Source organism: Aeromonas sp. sif2416, from assembly GCF_019218665.1.
Taxonomy (GTDB): Bacteria; Pseudomonadota; Gammaproteobacteria; order Enterobacterales; family Aeromonadaceae; genus Aeromonas; species Aeromonas encheleia.
In genome coordinates, this window is the sequence record NZ_JAHUXC010000012.1 from 12,666 (window position 1) to 30,135 (window position 17,470).

12 protein-coding genes are annotated in these 17,470 nt (G+C 67.3%); 10 read left to right on the forward strand and 2 right to left on the reverse strand.

The window, feature by feature from the left end:
* Positions 1–45 precede the first annotated feature (45 nt).
* The 3 genes from KW821_RS17835 to KW821_RS17845 all read left to right on the forward strand — a co-directional run bounded on the left by KW821_RS17835 (position 46) and on the right by KW821_RS17845 (position 2,878).
* Positions 46–1,572 (forward strand): YjjI family glycine radical enzyme, encoded by a 1,527-nt coding sequence (locus KW821_RS17835; RefSeq protein WP_218292389.1) that lies wholly within the window; start codon positions 46–48, stop codon positions 1,570–1,572.
* 10 nt (positions 1,573–1,582) lie between these two features.
* Positions 1,583–2,452: a YjjW family glycine radical enzyme activase gene (locus KW821_RS17840; RefSeq protein ID WP_218292390.1), complete on the forward strand. Its 870-nt coding sequence runs from the start codon at positions 1,583–1,585 to the stop codon at positions 2,450–2,452.
* A gap of 102 nt (positions 2,453–2,554) precedes the next feature.
* Positions 2,555–2,878, forward strand: a complete 324-nt coding sequence (locus tag KW821_RS17845) for a DUF1820 family protein (RefSeq protein WP_218292391.1) — start codon at positions 2,555–2,557, stop codon at positions 2,876–2,878.
* Between the two features lie 51 nt (positions 2,879–2,929).
* Here the strand turns inward: KW821_RS17845 and KW821_RS17850 are convergent, their stop codons facing one another.
* Both KW821_RS17850 and KW821_RS17855 read right to left on the reverse strand, forming a co-directional pair.
* Positions 2,930–3,853, reverse strand: a complete 924-nt coding sequence (locus tag KW821_RS17850) for a LysR family transcriptional regulator (protein ID WP_218292392.1) — start codon at positions 3,851–3,853, stop codon at positions 2,930–2,932.
* Between the two features lie 160 nt (positions 3,854–4,013).
* Positions 4,014–5,210, reverse strand: a complete 1,197-nt coding sequence (locus KW821_RS17855) for an amino acid aminotransferase (RefSeq protein WP_218292393.1) — start codon at positions 5,208–5,210, stop codon at positions 4,014–4,016.
* Positions 5,211–5,611: 401 nt separating this feature from the next.
* Between KW821_RS17855 and bcsG the strand changes: the two genes are divergently transcribed.
* From bcsG to bcsC, 7 genes are read left to right on the forward strand one after another with little or no spacing between them, the layout of a single operon-like run.
* Positions 5,612–7,258 (forward strand): cellulose biosynthesis protein BcsG, encoded by a 1,647-nt coding sequence (gene bcsG, locus KW821_RS17860; protein WP_218292394.1) that lies wholly within the window; start codon positions 5,612–5,614, stop codon positions 7,256–7,258.
* A 14-nt stretch (positions 7,259–7,272) separates the two neighbouring features.
* Positions 7,273–7,470, forward strand: coding sequence for a cellulose biosynthesis protein BcsR (gene bcsR / locus KW821_RS17865; protein ID WP_218292395.1), 198 nt, complete (start codon positions 7,273–7,275; stop codon positions 7,468–7,470).
* Complete coding sequence (gene bcsQ / locus KW821_RS17870; RefSeq protein ID WP_218292396.1) at positions 7,467–8,135, forward strand: cellulose biosynthesis protein BcsQ; 669 nt, start codon at positions 7,467–7,469, stop codon at positions 8,133–8,135. The genes bcsR and bcsQ overlap by 4 nt, the downstream gene beginning before the upstream one ends.
* A complete protein-coding gene (gene bcsA, locus KW821_RS17875) occupies positions 8,129–10,696 on the forward strand; it encodes a UDP-forming cellulose synthase catalytic subunit (protein WP_218292397.1) in 2,568 nt (855 codons plus the stop codon). The genes bcsQ and bcsA overlap by 7 nt, the downstream gene beginning before the upstream one ends.
* A complete protein-coding gene (gene bcsB, locus KW821_RS17880) occupies positions 10,696–12,918 on the forward strand; it encodes a cellulose biosynthesis cyclic di-GMP-binding regulatory protein BcsB (RefSeq protein ID WP_256353558.1) in 2,223 nt (740 codons plus the stop codon). Before bcsA ends, bcsB begins: the two co-directional genes overlap by 1 nt.
* Before the next feature lie 12 nt (positions 12,919–12,930).
* On the forward strand, positions 12,931–14,031 hold the full coding sequence (gene bcsZ / locus KW821_RS17885) for a cellulose synthase complex periplasmic endoglucanase BcsZ (protein WP_256352005.1): 1,101 nt from the start codon (positions 12,931–12,933) through the stop codon (positions 14,029–14,031).
* On the forward strand, positions 14,016–17,459 hold the full coding sequence (gene bcsC, locus KW821_RS17890; RefSeq protein WP_218292400.1) for a cellulose synthase complex outer membrane protein BcsC: 3,444 nt from the start codon (positions 14,016–14,018) through the stop codon (positions 17,457–17,459). The genes bcsZ and bcsC overlap by 16 nt, the downstream gene beginning before the upstream one ends.
* The last annotated feature ends 11 nt before the right edge of the window (positions 17,460–17,470 follow it).

Below are 17,470 nucleotides of genomic sequence, written 5' to 3' on the forward strand. Positions count from 1 at the left end.
TCTCAAGTGTGAGGATTTAGGGACTTTCCGCCAAGGAGCTCCCCCATGTCTTTCACCGCAACCTGCCAGCGCATAGTGCGCGATCCCCTGCTCTCTCCGGCTCAGAAGAGCCATGCCCTGGCCCTGGCCGCCGAGAATGCGCTGCCTTATCCCGAGCTGCCCGCGGCGGTGGCCGAGGCGATGGCACAAGGGGTGCTCTGCGACATGTTCGAGGGGCACGCGCCTTACAAGCCGCGTTACGTGCTGCCGGATTACCAGAAGTTCCTGAGCCAGGGCTCGGCCTGGCTGGAGCTGGCGCCGCCCCGGGATTTCGACGAGGCCCTGGATGCCCTGCGCATCCTCTACCACCACGTGCCCTCGGTGACCGGCATGCCGGTCTGGCTGGGACGGCTGGATCACCTGCTGCTGCCCTTCGTCGGCGCGCTGGATGACGAGGCGCTCTATCGCAAGCTGAAGGGGTTCTGGATCTACCTGGACCGGGTGCTGCCGGATGCCTTCATGCACGTCAACATAGGCCCGGATGACAACCGACTCTGCCGCCTGATCCTGCGCATCGACGGCGAGCTCAAGCAGGTGGCGCCGAACCTCAGCCTGTTCCACGATCCCGCCTCGACCCCGGACAGCCTGCTGCTGCAGGCTGTCCGGAACATCGCCGAGTGCAGCAAGCCGCACATCGTCAACTACCCGCTGCACCGCGACACCTTCGACGAGCGCGGCTTCGGCATCGTCAGCTGCTACAACGCCCTGCCCCAGGCGGGCGGGGCCAACACCCTGGTGCGCCTCTCCCTCAAGGGGGTGGCCGAGCTGAGCACCGGCATCGACGACTTCCTGGAGTTGTGGCTGCCGCACCATTGCGAGCTGGCCTCCCGGCTCATCGCGGCGCGGGCCGCCTTCCTGCACGAGGAGTCCGGCTTCTTCGACAGCTTCCTGGTGCAGGAGGGGCTGCTCAACGAGGGGCGCTTCGTGCCCATGTTCGGCATCTACGGCATGGCGGAGGCGGTCAACATCCTGCTGGACAAGGAGGGGCTGGCGGGGCGTTACGGCCATGACGAGGGGGCGAACCGGCTTGGCCATCGCATCTCGGCCGCGCTCTCCGACCATGTGACCGGAGCGCCGCAACCTCACGCCTGGCGGGGACGCGCCCTGCTCCATGCCCAGGGCGGCCTCAGCCTGGATCGCGGGGTGACGCCGGGGGTGCGCATCCCCTATGGCGAGGAGCCGGATCCCGCCAGCCACGTGCTGGCGCTGGCGCCCCACCACGGCTTCTACGGCTCCGGCATCAGCGAGATCCTGACCCTGGATCCCACCATCCGTCAGAACCCTCAAGCCCTGCTGCAACTGTGCAAGGGGGCCTTCGCCCTCGGCATGCGCGAGTTCAGCGCCAACGTGGCGGACAGCGATCTGGTGCGGGTTACGGGTTACATGATCCGCAAGAGCGATCTCGCCCGCTTCGCCACCGACGGTTCCCGGCTGCAGACCACCTGCCTCGGCGCCGAGGCGAGCGAGCTGACCGGCATTCGCCAGCGCGCGCCGCGGGTGGTGGGGCTCGAAGCCAGCCTCTGTGACTATTGAGTCAGGCTCGATGACTCGCACCGCCATCGTCAGCCGGTTGCTGCCCTTCTCCTGCGTGGATGGACCTGGCAACCGGCTGGTGCTGTTCCTGCAAGGCTGCAACTTTCGCTGCCCTGGCTGCCACAACCCGCACACCATAGGGCTGTGCGATCACTGTGGCGACTGTGTGCCCGCCTGCCCGAGCGGCGCCCTGAGGCTGCACCAGGGGCGGGTGAGCTGGCAGCAAGATCTTTGCACCCACTGCGATCGCTGCCTCGACATCTGCCCGCGCCAGGCCAGCCCCAAGACCGAGTCCATGTCGGTGGCTGAGGTGCTGGCCCAGCTGCGCCGCTACGGCCCGCTGCTGAGCGGCATCACGGTCTCCGGCGGCGAGGCGACCACCCAGCTGCCCTTCGTCGTGGCGCTGTTCACTGCCATCAAACAGGCGTCGGATCTCGCTCATCTGAGCTGTCTGCTCGACAGCAACGGCTCCCTGGCCGAGACCGGCTGGCAGCGGCTGCTGCCGGTGCTGGACGGCGCCATGATCGATCTCAAGGGGTGGCGCGACTCGGTGCACCATGCCCTGACCGGCCAGGGCCGCGAACGGGTACTAGCCTCACTGCAGCTGCTGGCCAGCCGGGGCAAGCTGAGCGAGCTGCGGCTGCTGCATGTGCCGGGGCGCAGCGATTTTCTCGACGGGAGCGGCGAGCTGGACGAGGGGCTCGCCCGCTTCCTGCACGGCCTGGGGCCCGTGCCCATCCGGCTCAATGGCTTTCGTCGGCACGGGGTACGCGGTGGGGCGCTCGACTGGCGGGAGGCGACCCGCCCCGAGCTGGAATCGCTCGCCAAGGCGCTGATCGCCAAGGGATTGGGCCCCATCGCTCTGCCGGCGATCTGCTGAGTCGTGTGGAGACTCGATATGACGCAACTGTGAACTTCGTCTATAGGGCGCGTGGGAAGTGGCCGCTAGAATGGGAAAACCGTCCACCATCAACAGATGCCCATGAGTGAAGCCAGCGCCTTATACCGAGTGCAGTTTATTTGCCACAACGAGCGTTACGAGGTCTATGTCAGGGAGGTGAACCAGGGTCAGTTGTTCGGTTTCATCGAGATCGCGAACTTCGTGTGGGACAACCACACGGCGCTCATCGTCGATCCCAGCCACGAGAAGCTGAAGAGCGAGTTTGCCGATGTCAATCGCACCCTGATCCCCATGCACCAGGTGCTGCGCATCGATCAGGTGCGCAAGCAGGGGGCCGCCCGCATCACAGAGCTGGGCAACAACGTATCTCCCTTCCCCAGCCCCATCTATACCAAGAAACCCTGAGGCCGCTCATGCCGGCGCGCCCTGCCATCTGAGGGCAGGGCGTTGCCGGCATCAGGCCAACTCCTGGGCGAGCTGCAGGATCCGCTGCCGGAACCAGCGGCGGGCCGGCTCCTCCCCGGCCGGGCCGTACCACACCAGGCTGTGGGTCACGGCGCCATAGTCGAAGGGGACGGGCAGGCTGACCAGTCCAGGTAGCCTGGCCTGCTCGGCCCAGCCTTTGACTGCGGTGAGGATCAGATCGCTCTGCGCCAGCAGGGCCGCCGCGCCGCCGAAATCCGGCAGGGTGGCGCCGATCCGGCGCCTTACCTGCAGCTGGGCCAGGCTCTGCTCGAAGAAGGGGTTGGCCAGCTCGGTATCGCGGATGGCGATGTGGCGCCAGCTCAGGTAGGCATCCAGATCCCAGGGCATGGCGAGGGCCGGATGGTCCTCCCGCACCAGGCAGACCAGCTGGTCCTCCCGCAGGGTCTCCCATACCAGACCGGGTTGGCGGGGCAGGGGTTGGCTCTGATCATGGGGCAGGATCAGGAAGTCGAGCCTGCCCGCCGCCAGCGCCTCAAGCCCCCGCTCATCCTTGTTCCAGACGACGGGCACCAGCCCCGGCACCTCCCGCATCAACTGACCCAGAATGGGGCCCATGGGCCAGACCATGCCGCTCTCGCGCAGGGCAAATTTAAGCTCCCCCTGCCAGCTGGCGGGATCGAAGCCACCCTGGCTGGTGAGGCCGTTCAGCTCGCTCAATAGCCGGTGCAGACTGGGGCCGAGGCACTCGGCGAAGGGGGTGAGCAGCAGCTGGTTGCCCTGGCGGTAGAGCAGCTGATCCCCCAGCAGATCCCGCAGCTGGTTGAGGGTCTTGCTGACGGAGGAGGGGGTGGTGCAGAGCCGTTCCGCCGTGCGGGTGACGCTCTGGCTGTCCAGCAGCAGATGCAGGGTGACCAGATGGCGTCCTCCCAGGCGGGAGAGGGCGATCAGATCCATGGAGCCTCCTGAGGCGGGACCAGAGCGGGCAGGGGATGCGGGGCGACCAGATGGCGTGCTCTCGGGCGGGAGAGGGCGATCAGATCCATAACGGCTCCTGAAATGGGATAAGGATGGGAGAGGCAGCAACAAAAGGCCCCGCCGAAGCGGGGCTGAAGGCTTAGCCCTTGAGCACGGCGGCCATGGCGTCGGCCACGTAATCGACGTTGCGGCTGTTGAGGCCGGCCACGCACATGCGGCCCGAGCGCACCAGATAGACGGCGAACTCCTCGCGCAACCTGTCCACCTGCTCCGGGCTGAAGCCGGTGTAGCTGAACATGCCGCGCTGGCTGATGAAGTAGCCAAAATCGCGGCCCGGCACCTTGGCGCTCAGCACCTCGAACAGCTTCTGGCGCATGGCCTTGATGCGGGTGCGCATCTCGCTCACCTCGTCCACCCAGAGGGCGTGCAGCTTGGCGTCGTTCATCACGGCCGCGGCTACCTGGCCACCGTGGGTGGGGGGGCTGGAGTAGTTGCGACGCACTGTCGCCTTCATCTGGCCCAGCACCCGGCCCGCTTCCTCTGCATCTTTGCAGATCACCGACAGGCCGCCGCAGCGCTCGCCGTAGAAGGAGAGGTTCTTGGAGAAGGAGTTGCTGACGAAGAAGCTGACACCGGCGGCCACCATGGCGCGGATGGCGTAGGCATCCTCTTCCAGCCCGTCACCGAAGCCCTGATAGGCGATGTCCATGAAGGAGATCAGGTTCTTCTCGACCACCAGCGCGATCACCCGGTCCCATTGGGCGCGGGAGAGATCCACCCCGGTCGGGTTGTGACAGCAGGGGTGCAGCAACACTATGCTTTTGGCGGGCAGGCTCGCCAGGCAGTCGAGCATGGCATCGAACTGCACGCCGCCGCTGGCCTCGTCGTAGTAGGGGTAGTCGTGCACCTTGATGCCGGCCCCCTCGAACATGGCCTTGTGGTTGTCCCAGGTCGGATTGCTGACCCACACCTCTGAGCTCGGGAAGTAGCGCTTGAGCAGATCGGCGCCGATCTTCAGCGCACCCGAGCCGCCTATGGTCTGGATGGTGGCGATGCGACCGGCCTTGACCGCCTCGTGGTCGGCGCCAAACAGCAGATGCTGCACGGCGCTGCGGTAGTTGGCGGCCCCTTCCATCGGCTGGTAGGGGCGCGGCGCCGGGGCGGCGGCACGCTGGGCTTCGGCCTGCTGCACCGAGGCCAGCAGTGGAATGCGGCCCTGCTCGTCGTAATAGAGGCCGATCCCCAGGTTCACCTTCTGCTCACGGGTGTCTTTGTGGAAGGTCTCGACTAGCGTCAGTATGGGGTCGCCAGCATAGGCATCGACGTGTTCAAACATGGGGGGTCCTTGAAGTTGACTGTCCAATCAGACCGGCCGCTGGCCGGGTTCGACATCATGGCGCAATCTGGATTTGGCCTCAAGCAGTTCGGCAGCGGGCCAGGAGATGACAGCCCTTGTCGTATAAAGACCACTCTGAGCCCCTCAAAAGTGGGGGTTATTCAAGTTTGGAGACAAAAAATATCGAAAAATTTGATGGCCTGAAGACGCCTGTGAATGCGCAATCTGTGTAATATTGAGGGTTAAATGGAGCCTGTTTTCGTTCGCGTCTGGTGGTGCCGTGGAGATTTAGTGAGCGAGGCCAATTAGTTGCATAATAAATGAAGTATTTTCTTCATAACTTAATGCAGTGCGCTCTGGCCCGCTCAAGAGGCCTGATGATAACAGGTGACCCACCGCTGATGACTCGACGCGTTTCTCTTTCGTCTTCCCCCTGGCTGGCATGGCAAGGGCTAAGTGGATGGAACCTCTATTTCCTCGGCAAGTTTGCCCTGCTGTGGGCCGGCTACCTCAATTTTCATCCGTTGATCAATCTGGTGTTTGCTGCCTTCCTGATCTTCCCCCTGCCCTGGGCAGGGGCGCGGCGCGCGCGGCACTGGCTGGCATTGCCCATCGGCGCCGGGATCCTCTATCACGATACCTGGCTGCCGGGGATACAGAGCATCCTTGGCCAGGGGCGCCAGGTCTTCTCCTTCACCCCGGATTACTGGCTGGAGCTGCTCGGCCGCTTCATCAACTGGGAGATGATAGGCGTGGGCTTCGTCATGCTCACCCTCTATCTGTTCCTGGCGCAGTGGCTGCGCTTCACCCCCTGGGTCCTGCTCGCCCTGCTCTGGCTGTGGCTCTCGCCCCAGCTGGGCAATCCCTTCGCCGCTCAGGGAACCCCGACCGCCAGCACCGGCAAGAGCAGTCGGCCAGTGCCGGAGGAGAAGAGCGTCTCTGTGGAGGAGCAACTGGATCAGAGCGCGCCCCCGACCAACGAGAACCTCAACGTCTACCTCGATGACTTCTACGGGGAGGAGCGGGATCGCCTGGTGAGCTTCCCGCAACAGCTGCCGGAAGGGACCAGCCCCTTCGACGTGCTGATCATCAACATCTGCTCCCTGGCCTGGAGCGACGTGGAGGCGAGCGGCCTGGTGGACCATCCGCTCTGGCGCCACTTCGATCTCATGTTCAAGCACTTCAACTCCGCCACCTCTTACAGCGGCCCGGCCTCCATCCGGCTGTTGCGGGCCAGCTGCGGCCAGCCCAGCCACGAGGGGCTCTACGTGCCCGCCCCGAGCCAGTGCCTGCTGCTCGACAACCTGGCGCAGCTCGGCTTCGAGAAGCAGGTCGCCATGGATCACTCAGGGGCCTTCGGCAATTACCTCAAGGATCTGCGGCAGTACGCCGACCTGGATGTCACCCCGCTGGACAAGCAGGGGATGGCCCACGATCTCGCCTCCTTCGATGGTGAGCCCATCTATCGCAGCGACGCCCTGTTTGACCGCTGGCTGAGTCAGCGCAACGCGAGCAAGGCGGCGCGCAACACCACCTTCTTCAACCTGATCGCCCTGCACGACGGCAATCGCTATGCGGCCACCGGCAAGGCCGCCCCCTACAAGGATCGGCTGCGCACCCTGCTCGATCAGCTGGATCACTTCCTGACCGAGCTGAACAAGTCCGGTCGCAAGGTGGCGGTGATCATGGTGCCAGAGCACGGGGCGGCCATCGCCGGTGACAAGATGCAGATGGCCGGGCTGCGCGACATCCCGAGCCCCAGCATCACTCAGGTGCCGGTCGGGGTGGCACTGATCGGGACCAAGAGTCCCCAGGCGGCGACCCGGAATATCAATACCCCCAGCAGCTTCCTGGCGATCTCCGAACTGGTGTCGCGGCTGGTGGGCAGCCAGGCCTTCGACAGTGATGCCATCGACTGGAACAGCCTGCTGGACAATCTGCCGGAGACCGCCGACGTCGCGGAAAACCAGGGCTCGGTCGTGCTCGAATATCAGGACAAGTACCACATCAAGCTGGGACAGGGGGACTGGGTCCCCTATCCGCAATGACGGGGGATAAGGGGATGCAGACCAGACAGCGGAGCCAGGCCCCCTTCGGGGTGCCGGTGGAGGGGGGCGTGCCGAGCGACGTGGCCATGGTACAGCAGGCGTTTGGCGTCCAGCTGCCCTATCAGGACATCAGCCTGCGGGAGCATCTTGCCTGCCTGCGGCAGCGCTTCCCTCTGCTGGCGGAGCTGGACATGCAGCGGAGGGGCGGATGAGGATCCTGGCCCTGCAGGGGATCCGCGGTGGGGTGGGGACGACCTCCATCGTCGCCGGTCTGGCACTGGCGGCCTGGGAGCAGGGGGCGCGGGTGCTGGCCATCGACCTCTGTCCCGACAACCTGCTGGGGCTGCACCTCGGCCTGCCCCAGGATCATGCCAGGGGCTGGAGTCGGCTGGCCGATCCGGCACGGGAGTGGCGCTCTGCCCTCTCTGCCTATGAGAGCGGGCTGGATCTGCTGCCCCATGGCGGTCAGCCGGCCTCCCTGAGCGGCGACTGGCTGGCGGCGTTGGCGGGTTACGATCTGGTGCTGCTGGACCTGCCCCCCGGGCCGGTGCCCGCGGCCGTCTCCCGGCTGCTGACCGTCGTCAATGCCGATGCCAACTGCCACGTGCGGCTCTACCGTCACGCTTGCGCCGCCGATGAACGGCTACTGGTGACCCAGTTCACCAGCCGCCGGGCGCTGCAGCAGGATCTGCTGGATCTCTGGCTGGCGGGGGGACAACCCCTGCTCAGCCTGCGTCTGCACCGGGACGAGGCGATGGCCGAGGCCATGGCCGCCAAGCAGCCGGTGGGGCGCTACGCCCCGGACAGCCTGATCGCCCATGAGATAGGCACCCTGGCACGCTGGTGTCTGGACGCCGGGGATGAGGGCGCATGCTAGCCTGGCTGGTCACGCCGACGGCGGGACGCTGGTGCGGGATCCGCTACCGCTTCCTGCGCAAAGGCGGCGGCTCCAGGCTGGGGTCCGCCGGCCTGACCCTCTTCTGGCTGCTGGCCTGGGCCATCTTCCCCTTCGAACGCCATGGGTGGCAGTGGATACGCCGCAACGGCCGGGTCCTCTTCCCCCAGGTGGGCCGGGTGAAGCTGGGCGATCCCCTGCGCATCCTGTTGCAGATGATCTGGCTGATAGTGCGCCGGCCCGTGCCCCTTCCCCTGCGCTGGCCGGCCTCATGGCAAAGGGCCTGGCAGTGGGGGACCCGCTCGCTCGGCAAGCTGCTGCAGTGGCAGGAGGAGAAGGGGCTGGCGGCGGCGCGGGCCACCCCGCGGGAGGCGCGCTGGAAGAGCGTGCTGCTCTGCGTGGCCGCCGGCATCCTCTCCCTGCTCTGCATCACCCAGCCGTTCAGCCTCAAGGCCCAGCTGGTGTTCGTCATGCTGCTGGCCGCCATGGCCTTCATCCTGCGTGCCGTGCCGGGGCGCTACCCCATGCTGATGATGATGGTGCTCTCCCTCACCGTCTCCTGCCGCTACATCTGGTGGCGCTACACCTCGACCCTGGACTGGTTCGACCCCGTCAGCCTCACCTGCGGCCTGCTGCTGCTGGCGGCCGAGACCTACGCCTGGGTGGTGCTGCTGCTCGGCTACTGGCAGACGGCCTGGCCGCTGAACCGCCCGCCGGCGCCCCTGCCGGCGGACTCGGCCGAATGGCCCACGGTGGATCTGATGATCCCCACCTACAACGAGGATCTCGCCATCGTCAAGGGCACCGTCTATGCGGCGCTGGCCCTCGACTGGCCGGCCGACAAGCTGACCATCTGGCTGCTCGATGACGGCGGGCGGGAGTCGTTTCGCGAGTTTGCCGAAGGGGTGGGGATCCGCTACGTCGCGCGGCCGACCCACGAGCACGCCAAGGCCGGCAACATCAACCATGCCCTCAAGCTGGCGAGCGGCGAGCTGGTGGCGATCTTCGACTGCGATCACCTGCCGACCCGCTCCTTCCTGCAGATGACGGTGGGCTGGTTCTACAAGGATCCCAGGCTGGGCCTGGTCCAGACCCCCCATCACTTCTTCTCCGCCGATCCGTTCGAGCACAACCTGCAGCGTTTTCGCAAGATGCCGAACGAGGGGGCGCTGTTCTACGGCCTGGTGCAGGATGGCAACGACATGTGGAATGCCAGCTTCTTCTGCGGCTCCTGCGCCGTCATCAAGCGCTCGGCCCTCGACGAGATCGGTGGCATCGCGGTCGAGACGGTGACCGAGGATGCCCACACCTCGCTGCGGCTGCACCGCCTGGGCTACACCTCGGCCTACATCCGCATTCCCCAGGCGGCGGGGCTGGCCACCGAGAGCCTCGCCGCCCACATCGGCCAGCGCATCCGCTGGGCGCGCGGCATGGTGCAGATCCTGCGCCTCGACAACCCCCTGTTCGGCAAGGGGCTCAACCTGGGGCAGCGGCTCTGCTACTTCAACGCCATGCTGCACTTCCTGTCGGGGATCCCGCGGCTCATCTTCCTGACCGCCCCGCTCACCTTCCTGATCCTGCATGCCTACATCATCTATGCCCCGGCGGCGGCCATCGCGCTCTACATGCTGCCCCACATCTTCCACAGCGCGCTGACCAACTCCCGCCTGCAGGGCAAGGTGCGCCACTCCTTCTGGGGTGAGGTCTACGAGACGGTGCTGGCCTGGTACATAGCCCGGCCGACCACGGTGGCGCTGTTCGCCCCTCACAAGGGCAAGTTCAACGTGACGGCCAAGGGGGGCATGACGGAGGAGCTGTTCCTGGATCTGTCGGTCTCCAAACCCTATCTGGTGCTGATCCTGCTCAACCTGTGCGGGCTGGGGTTCGGCATCTGGCGCATCGGCACAGGCCCGGCCGATGAGGTGCTGACCCTGATCCTCAGCATGCTGTGGACCCTCTACAACATGACCATCCTGGGGGGGGCGCTGGCGGTGGCTTTCGAGTCGCGCCAGGTGCGCACCAACCCCAGGGTGGAGATGGTGATGCCGGCGGCCATCAAGCTGGCCAACGGTCACCTCTATCCCTGCACCCTCAAGGATTACTCCAATGGCGGGGTCGGGGTCCTGCTCGATGCGCCGCTGCCTCTGGCGGACAAGGACAGGGTCTGGCTGCTGCTGCGCCACGGCCAGCGGGAGGCCGCCTTCGCCGCCAAGGTGCAGCGCAGCTTCGGGTGCAAGCTGGGGCTGGAGCTGGAGCCCATGGACAAGGCGCAACACATCGCCTTCATCCAGTGCACCTTCGCCCGGGCCGACACCTGGTCCCTGTGGCAGCAGCGGCTCGGCAAGGATCGCCCGCTCCACAGCCTGCTCGACATAGTACAACTCGGTTGGGGGGCTTACTGGCGGCTGGCGCGCAGCTCCCCGATCGGGCCGATTTGTATCCTGCTTGAGAAGCTGGCTCGCTGGCTGCTCTCCTTCGTTCCACGTCGCGTCTCGCCGGATTTCCGGCACCAGACTCCGACCACACAGACAGTGAAAGGATGATGAAACTACAACGCTGCCTTATTCCTCTCCTGCTGATGACCCAGAGTGCGCTGGCCGCCGATGTCAGCGGGCCCCTGCCGCCCTTGTCCGCGCCGGTGCGCAGCCTGGATCTGAGCTTCGAGCGTATGGCCTCGACCCCCGGCACCCTCTCCCTGCGCGGCAATGCGCCGGACGGTCAGGCGGACTTCACCGTGCGGCGCGACGAGGTGGTGACCCGGGCCAGTCTGGATCTCGACTTCACCCCTTCCCCCTCGCTGCTCCCGCTCATCTCCCAGATCAAGGTGTACCTCAACGACGAGCTGATGGGGGTCACCGCCCTCACCAAGGAGCAGATGGGGGAGCGGACCCATGCCCGCATCGAGCTGGATCCGCGCTACGTCAAGGACTTCAACCGGCTCAAGGTGAGCTTCGTCGGCCATTACCAGAAGGTGTGCGAGAACCCGGCGAACGACACCCTGTGGCTCAACGTCAACCGGGACAGCAGCCTGAGCCTGCAGTTGCAGACCCTGCCGGTGCGCAACGATCTCTCCTTCTTCCCCATGCCGTTCCTCGATACCCGTGACAACGGCAAGCTGACCCTGCCCATGGTGTTTGCCGGAGAGGTGCCGCTCCTGCAGCAGCAGGCGGCGGCCGTGCTGGCCTCCTGGTTCGGGGCCAAGGCCCAGTGGCGCGGCCAGCATTTCCCCGTGCTCATCAACCGGCTGCCGGATCGCAACGGGGTGATCTTCGCCACCAACGAGGCCCGTCCCGATTTTCTGGCCGATTATCCCGAGGTGAAGGGGCCGACCATCGACATGATCAGCTCCCCCGACAACCCCTATGTGAAGCTGTTGCTGATCCTGGGGCGGAATCAGGAGGATCTGCTGACCGCCGCCAAGGGGCTGGCGCAGGGGGACGTGCTGCTGCGTGGCCAGAGCGTGCAGGTAGAGGAGCTCAAGTCGCTGGCGCCTCGCCAGCCCTACGACGCCCCCAACTGGGTGCGGCTCGATCGCAAGATGCGGTTCGACGAGCTGGTGGACTACCCGGGCCAGCTGCAGGCGACGGGCCGTAGGCTCTGGCCCATGGGGCTGACGCTGCGCCTGCCGCCGGATCTCTATCTGCTGGGGGCGAACGGGGTCAAGGTCGACCTCAAGTACCACCACACGGCCCCGGCCCTGCGGGATGGTTCCAGGCTGGACGTGGCGGTGAACGGCCAGTTCATGAAGTCCTTCCCGCTGTTGCCGGATGAGGCAAAGGGGCAGCAGTTGCTCACGCTGCCGCTCTGGTTTGCCGGCGACGAGGGCTCGCGTGCGCTGCGGATGCCCGGCCTCAAGACGACCCAGGCCAACAACCTGAGCTTCTCGTTCGAATACGCCGAGCAGTTCATGGGGGGCAACGAGGACGGCCGCTGCGATCTGCTGCTGCCCCCGGCCCACCAGGTGCGTCTCGACGACAGCGCCACCATCGACTTCAGCGGTTATCGCCACTTCATCGAGATGCCGAACCTCAGGGCCTTCGCCGGGCCCGGGTTCCCGTTCAGCCGGATGGCGGATCTGGCCGAGAGCCAGGTGGTGATGCCCGCCAAGCCGCATCCGGCCCAGCTGACGACCCTGCTCGATGCCCTCGGGGCCATCGGTGCCGAGACCGGCTATCCCGCGCTCTCCCTGCGGTTGGTGAACGACTGGGAGCAGGCGCGCGGCGCGGATCTGGACACCCTGCTCATCGGCTCCCTGCCCGAGGAGTTCAGGCGCGACCTCGCCCCCGATGCCCTGCTGGCCTCGACCCGCAGCTGGGTCAACCAGCCGCACCGTGAATACCAGGGGGATCTGCTGCACAGCATGGCGGATCGCCAGCCCGAGGCACGGGTCGGCATGCGGGGCAATGACGCCATCGCCGTCATCCTCGGCCTGCAGTCGCCCACCCATGAGCAGCGCAGCCTGGTGGCGCTGCTGGCGGACGGGCCGGCGGGGGTCAAGCTGCTCAACGAGACCCTGCAGAGTTCCAGCCTGCGGGCGCAGGTGGCGGGTTCGGTGGCCATCATCCGGGAGTCCGGGGTGAAGAGCCTGGCGGTCGGGGAGCGCTACGAGGTGGGCTATCTGCCCTGGTGGGAGCGGATCTGGCACTTCTTCGCCAATTATCCACTGCGACTCGCGGGGCTGACCCTGCTGTGCATGCTGTTGCTGGGCTGGGGCCTGCGGGTGCTGCTGGCCAGCAGCAGCCGTCGCCGTCTGAAGGAAGAGTAAGAGATGAGACAGATGAAGACTGTATGGGGCGGCCTGCTGCTGTGGGCCCTCAGCGTGCTGCCGGCCTGGGGCGCCTGTGACTGGCCCGAGTGGCAGCATTTTCGCGAGCATTACATCGGCGAGGAGGGGCGGGTCATAGATCCCGCCGATGGCCGCCGCCTCACCACCTCGGAGGGGCAGAGCTATGGCCTCTTCTTCGCCCTGGTCAACGACGACAGGGAGACTTTCGCCCGGCTGCTTGACTGGACCGAGCGACAGCTCGCCCGCGGCGATCTGACCGGCTTCCTGCCGGCCTGGCAATGGGGCCAGCGCGAGGATGGCGGCTGGGGTGTGCTTGACGAGAACAGCGCCGCCGATTCGGATCTCTGGATCGCCTACAGCCTGCTCGAGGCGGGGCGACTCTGGGACAACCACAGCTACGAGTCCATCGGCACCCTGCTGCTGCGCCGCATCGCCAGGGAAGAGGTGGCCCGTCTGCCCGGCCTGGGCCCAGTGTTGCTGCCCGGAGCCCATGGCTTCGCCAGCGAGGGGCGCTGGACCCTGAACCCGAGCTACCTGCCGCCCCAGCTGCTGGCTCGCTTCGCTTCCTTGCAGGGGCCCTGGCGCGAGATGCAGGGGCTGTTGCCACGGCTGCTGCGCGAGAGCGCCCCGCAAGGGGTTGCCCCGGACTGGATTGAGTGGCAGGGCGACAAGGGCTGGCAGGTGGCGGCCGACAAGGGGCCGCAGGGGAGCTATGACGCCATCCGGGTCTATCTCTGGCTCGGCATGCTGAGCGACGAGGATCCCGCCAAGGCCGCCCTGGTGGCGCACTTTGCCCCCATGCTGGCCAGGATCACCGAGCTCGGCGCCGTGCCGGAGCGGGTCGACAGCCAGAGTGGCGAGGCTCAGGGGCAGGGGCCGGTCGGCTTCGCCGCCGCCCTGCTGCCGCTGGCGCAGGGGCAACCGAGCCTGGCGGCGCTGCGTGACAGGGTCAAGCAGCATGGCCAGGATGCGGATGCCTACTATGGCAGCGTGCTCAGCCTGTTTGGCGCCGGCTGGGATCAGGGCCGTTACCGCTTCGCCCCCGATGGCACCCTGCAGCCGCACTGGAGCGACGCATGCCAAGCAGATTGACCCTGGCCTGTCTGCTCGCCTGCCTGGCAGGCGGCAGCCTGGCACAGGGGGCGGTACAGCCGGTCGACTGGCTGCTCGAGCAGATCCGCATCGGGGAGGCAAGCGGGCGGGAAGATCTGGTCAGCAACAGCCTCTATTCCCTTTCCCTGGTGGATCCCAATCACCCCGAGCTGCTGGCGGCCCAGGCCCGTCAGGCGCTGCGTCAGGGCAAGATCAAGGAGGGCAGGGCGCTGCTCGCCCGGCTCGGCAAGGTAGCGCCCGACTCGCGGCTCTACCGTCAGGGCATGGCGAACCTGGCGCTCACCGACGCGGCGCAGCGCCAGCAGTTGCAGCAGGCGCGGCTGCTGGTCAGTGCGGGCCGGCTGGCGGAGGCCGAGCGCCTCTATCGCGCCCTGTTCGTGGAGGACCTGCCACCTAACCTGGAGGTGGCGGTCGAATACGCGCTGCTGCAGGCGCGCATTCCCGCCCTTCATGGCAAGGGGATCCAGGCCCTGCAGGCGCTGAACCGCCAGTACCCGGGTCAGCCGCGGGTGCGGGCTGGGCTGGCGCGTTACTACCTGGCCGACGGACGACGCCAGGAGGCCATGGCGCTGCTGCGGCAGATGGCCATGAGCGACGACAGCCGTGACGAGGCGGCCGAGATCTGGCTGGGCGCCATCACGGAGATGCCGGTGGGGCCGCAGAGCATCGCCGAGCTGGGTCGCTTCATCACGGCCTTCGGCAGCGGTGACGAGGCCGCCAAGGCCGAGTCCCTGCTCGCCGAGCAGCAGGCGAAGTGGGCCTCGCCTGCGTTTCGCGCCCGTCAGCAGGCGCTGACGGCGACGGGAGCCGGCACGGCCTCTGTGGCCGAGCTGAAGCGGGCCCTCGCCGCCAATCCCGGCGATCCCGACCTCATGGGGGCGCTCGGTCAGGCCTACTCGCGCAACAATCAGCGCGCGCTCGCCATCGCCCAGTTCGAGCAGGTGCTGCGCCACCCCGAGGTGGCCCAGAAGGAGAAGTGGACCAGCCTGCTGGCCAGCAACCGTTACTGGCTGCTGATCAGCCAGGCCGAACAGGCCGGCGAGCGCCAGCAGTGGGAGGCGGCGGCGAATCGCTACCGTCAGGCCACCCGGCTCGATGGCAGGGAGGCCGAGGCCTGGCTCGGGCTGGGGGACAGCGAGCTGGCCCTGGATCGGCCGGCGCAGGCCGAGCAGGCGTATCGCAAGGCGCTCGCGTTGCCCGGCGCCCATGACAGGGCCCTGTCCCGGCTGTTCGATCTCTATCGGGAGCGGGATCCCGCGCGGGCGCTGGCCCTGCTGGCGCAGAGCCGGGATCCCGCCTTGCAGGCCGAGGGCAAGCAGCTCAAGGCCGAGCAGCTGCAGGCGCAGGCCGATGTGTTCGAGCAGGCGGGCAAGCTGCCGCAGGCCCTGGCGCTGCGCCAGGAGGCCCTCGCGCTCAGGCCCGATGACGTCTGGCTCGCCTACAGGGTCGCCGGCACCTCGGCCCGCAGCGGTGATGTCGGGGGCGGGGAGCGGCTACTGCTGAGCCGGCTGGCGGCCCGGCCAGAGGACAACAGCCTGCATTACGCCACCGCGCTCTATCTCTCGGGGCAGGATCAGACCGAGCGGGCCAGAGCCGTGCTGGCCGAGGTGCCGGCATCGCGCTGGTCGGCGGACATGCGCGAGCTGGACGCCCGCCTGGTGCGCACCCAGACCCTGGCCAGGGCCAGGCAGCTGCGCGAGCAGGGCGACGAGAACGGCGCCGAGCGCCTGTTGCAGCCCCTGCTGCCGGACGACGACGTCAGCCTGATGCTGGCCGGCTGGGCTGGTGAGCGTGGCGACTGGGCCCAGGCCGAGCAGCACTATCAAAGGGTGCTGGCGCACCAGCCACAGCAGCTGGATGCCCGCCTCGGCATGGCCGAGCTGGCGCTGGTAAGGGGCTACCGGGAGCAGGTGCGGCGCTGGTTGCCCGGCTGGCCGATCAGCCCCCAGCCCGCCGACGGCTTCAACGACTACCGCCGGGTCGCCAATCTCTATCAGGCCCTGGGGGAGGAGGCGACGGCGCAGGCCATCTTCGAGGGCTATGCCCCCGCGGTATCGGCCCAGCCCACCTCCGAGCAGAGCGCGCTGTTCTGGCGTGACGCCGCCCGCCAGCGCTTCGCCGCCGGTGAGACGGAGGAGGCCCTGCAATGGGATCGCAAGGCCATGGTGGCCGCCGGTCTGGCCCCCCGCGAGGATCTGGACGGGGGCGATCTGACCCGGCTCGCCCGCAGCCGCGAAGGGGAGGGCTGGCTGGCATCGGGGCTGCGCAGCGATCTCGACCAGCACTATCGGCAGAGCCAGACCACAGTCTCTCTCGACAGCGACTACTGGGGCTCCAGCGGCACCGGTGGCGTCTCCGATCTGCGGGCCCTGACCCAGATGCTGCAGCTGGATACCCCGCTGGCCGGCGGCACCTTCTTCGGCCGCCTCGAGCGGGTCGACATGGATGCGGGCCACCTGCCTGCCTCCCCCTATCTGGCGGAGTTCGGCACCTGCGTCGCGCGTGGCTGTACGGGGGACGAACACCAGCAGTATGCCGGCACCACACTGGCGGCGGGCTGGCGCGGGGGCGCCTGGGCCTTCGATCTGGGCACCACCCCCCTCGGCTTCGAGGTGGTGGACTGGGTCGGCGGGGCCTCGGTGGAAGGGGATCTTGGGGATCTGGGCTGGGGCCTCACCCTGTCGCGGCGGCCGATCAGCAGCTCCCTGCTCTCTTACTCCGGCACCGTCGATCCCGCTACCGGGATCAGCTGGGGGGGCGTGCGGGCCAACGGTGTCCGCCTCGATCTCAGCCATGATCTGGGAGGAGCGGTCGGCTTCTGGGGCAGCGCCCAGCAACATCTGCTGACTGGCAAGAACGTGCCGGACAACTGGCGCACCCGGCTCATGGGCGGTGGCTACTACAAGGTCGTCAACGAGGCAAACCGGCGGGTCAGCCTGGGACTGAGCAGCATGCTGTGGCATTACCAGCAGGATCTGAGTGGCTACACCCTGGGGCAGGGGGGTTACTACAGCCCCCAGGGTTACTTCTCCCTGTCGCTCCCGGTCAGCTACCGGCAGCGCACCCCGGACTGGTCGTGGGAGCTGGGTGGTTCCGGCTCCTGGTCCCACTCCCGCACCGACGACAGCCGGCGCTACCCCCTGCCCGACTTGCTGCCGGAGCGCCTGCCCGACCGGAACGCCCCGGTGCAGGGCGGCAGCAGCAGCGGGTTCGGCTACACCCTCAACGCCGTGGTGGAGCACCGGCTGAGCGAGCATTGGCGCATCGGCGGGCGGATCGATATCCAGCAGGCCGACGACTATGCCCCCAGCCATGCGACCCTCTTCCTGCGCTACACCTTCAAGCCATGGCAGGGGGATCTCGACATGCCGCCCCAGCCGCTCACGCCTTACGCGGACTTCGACTGAACCGTACGCCC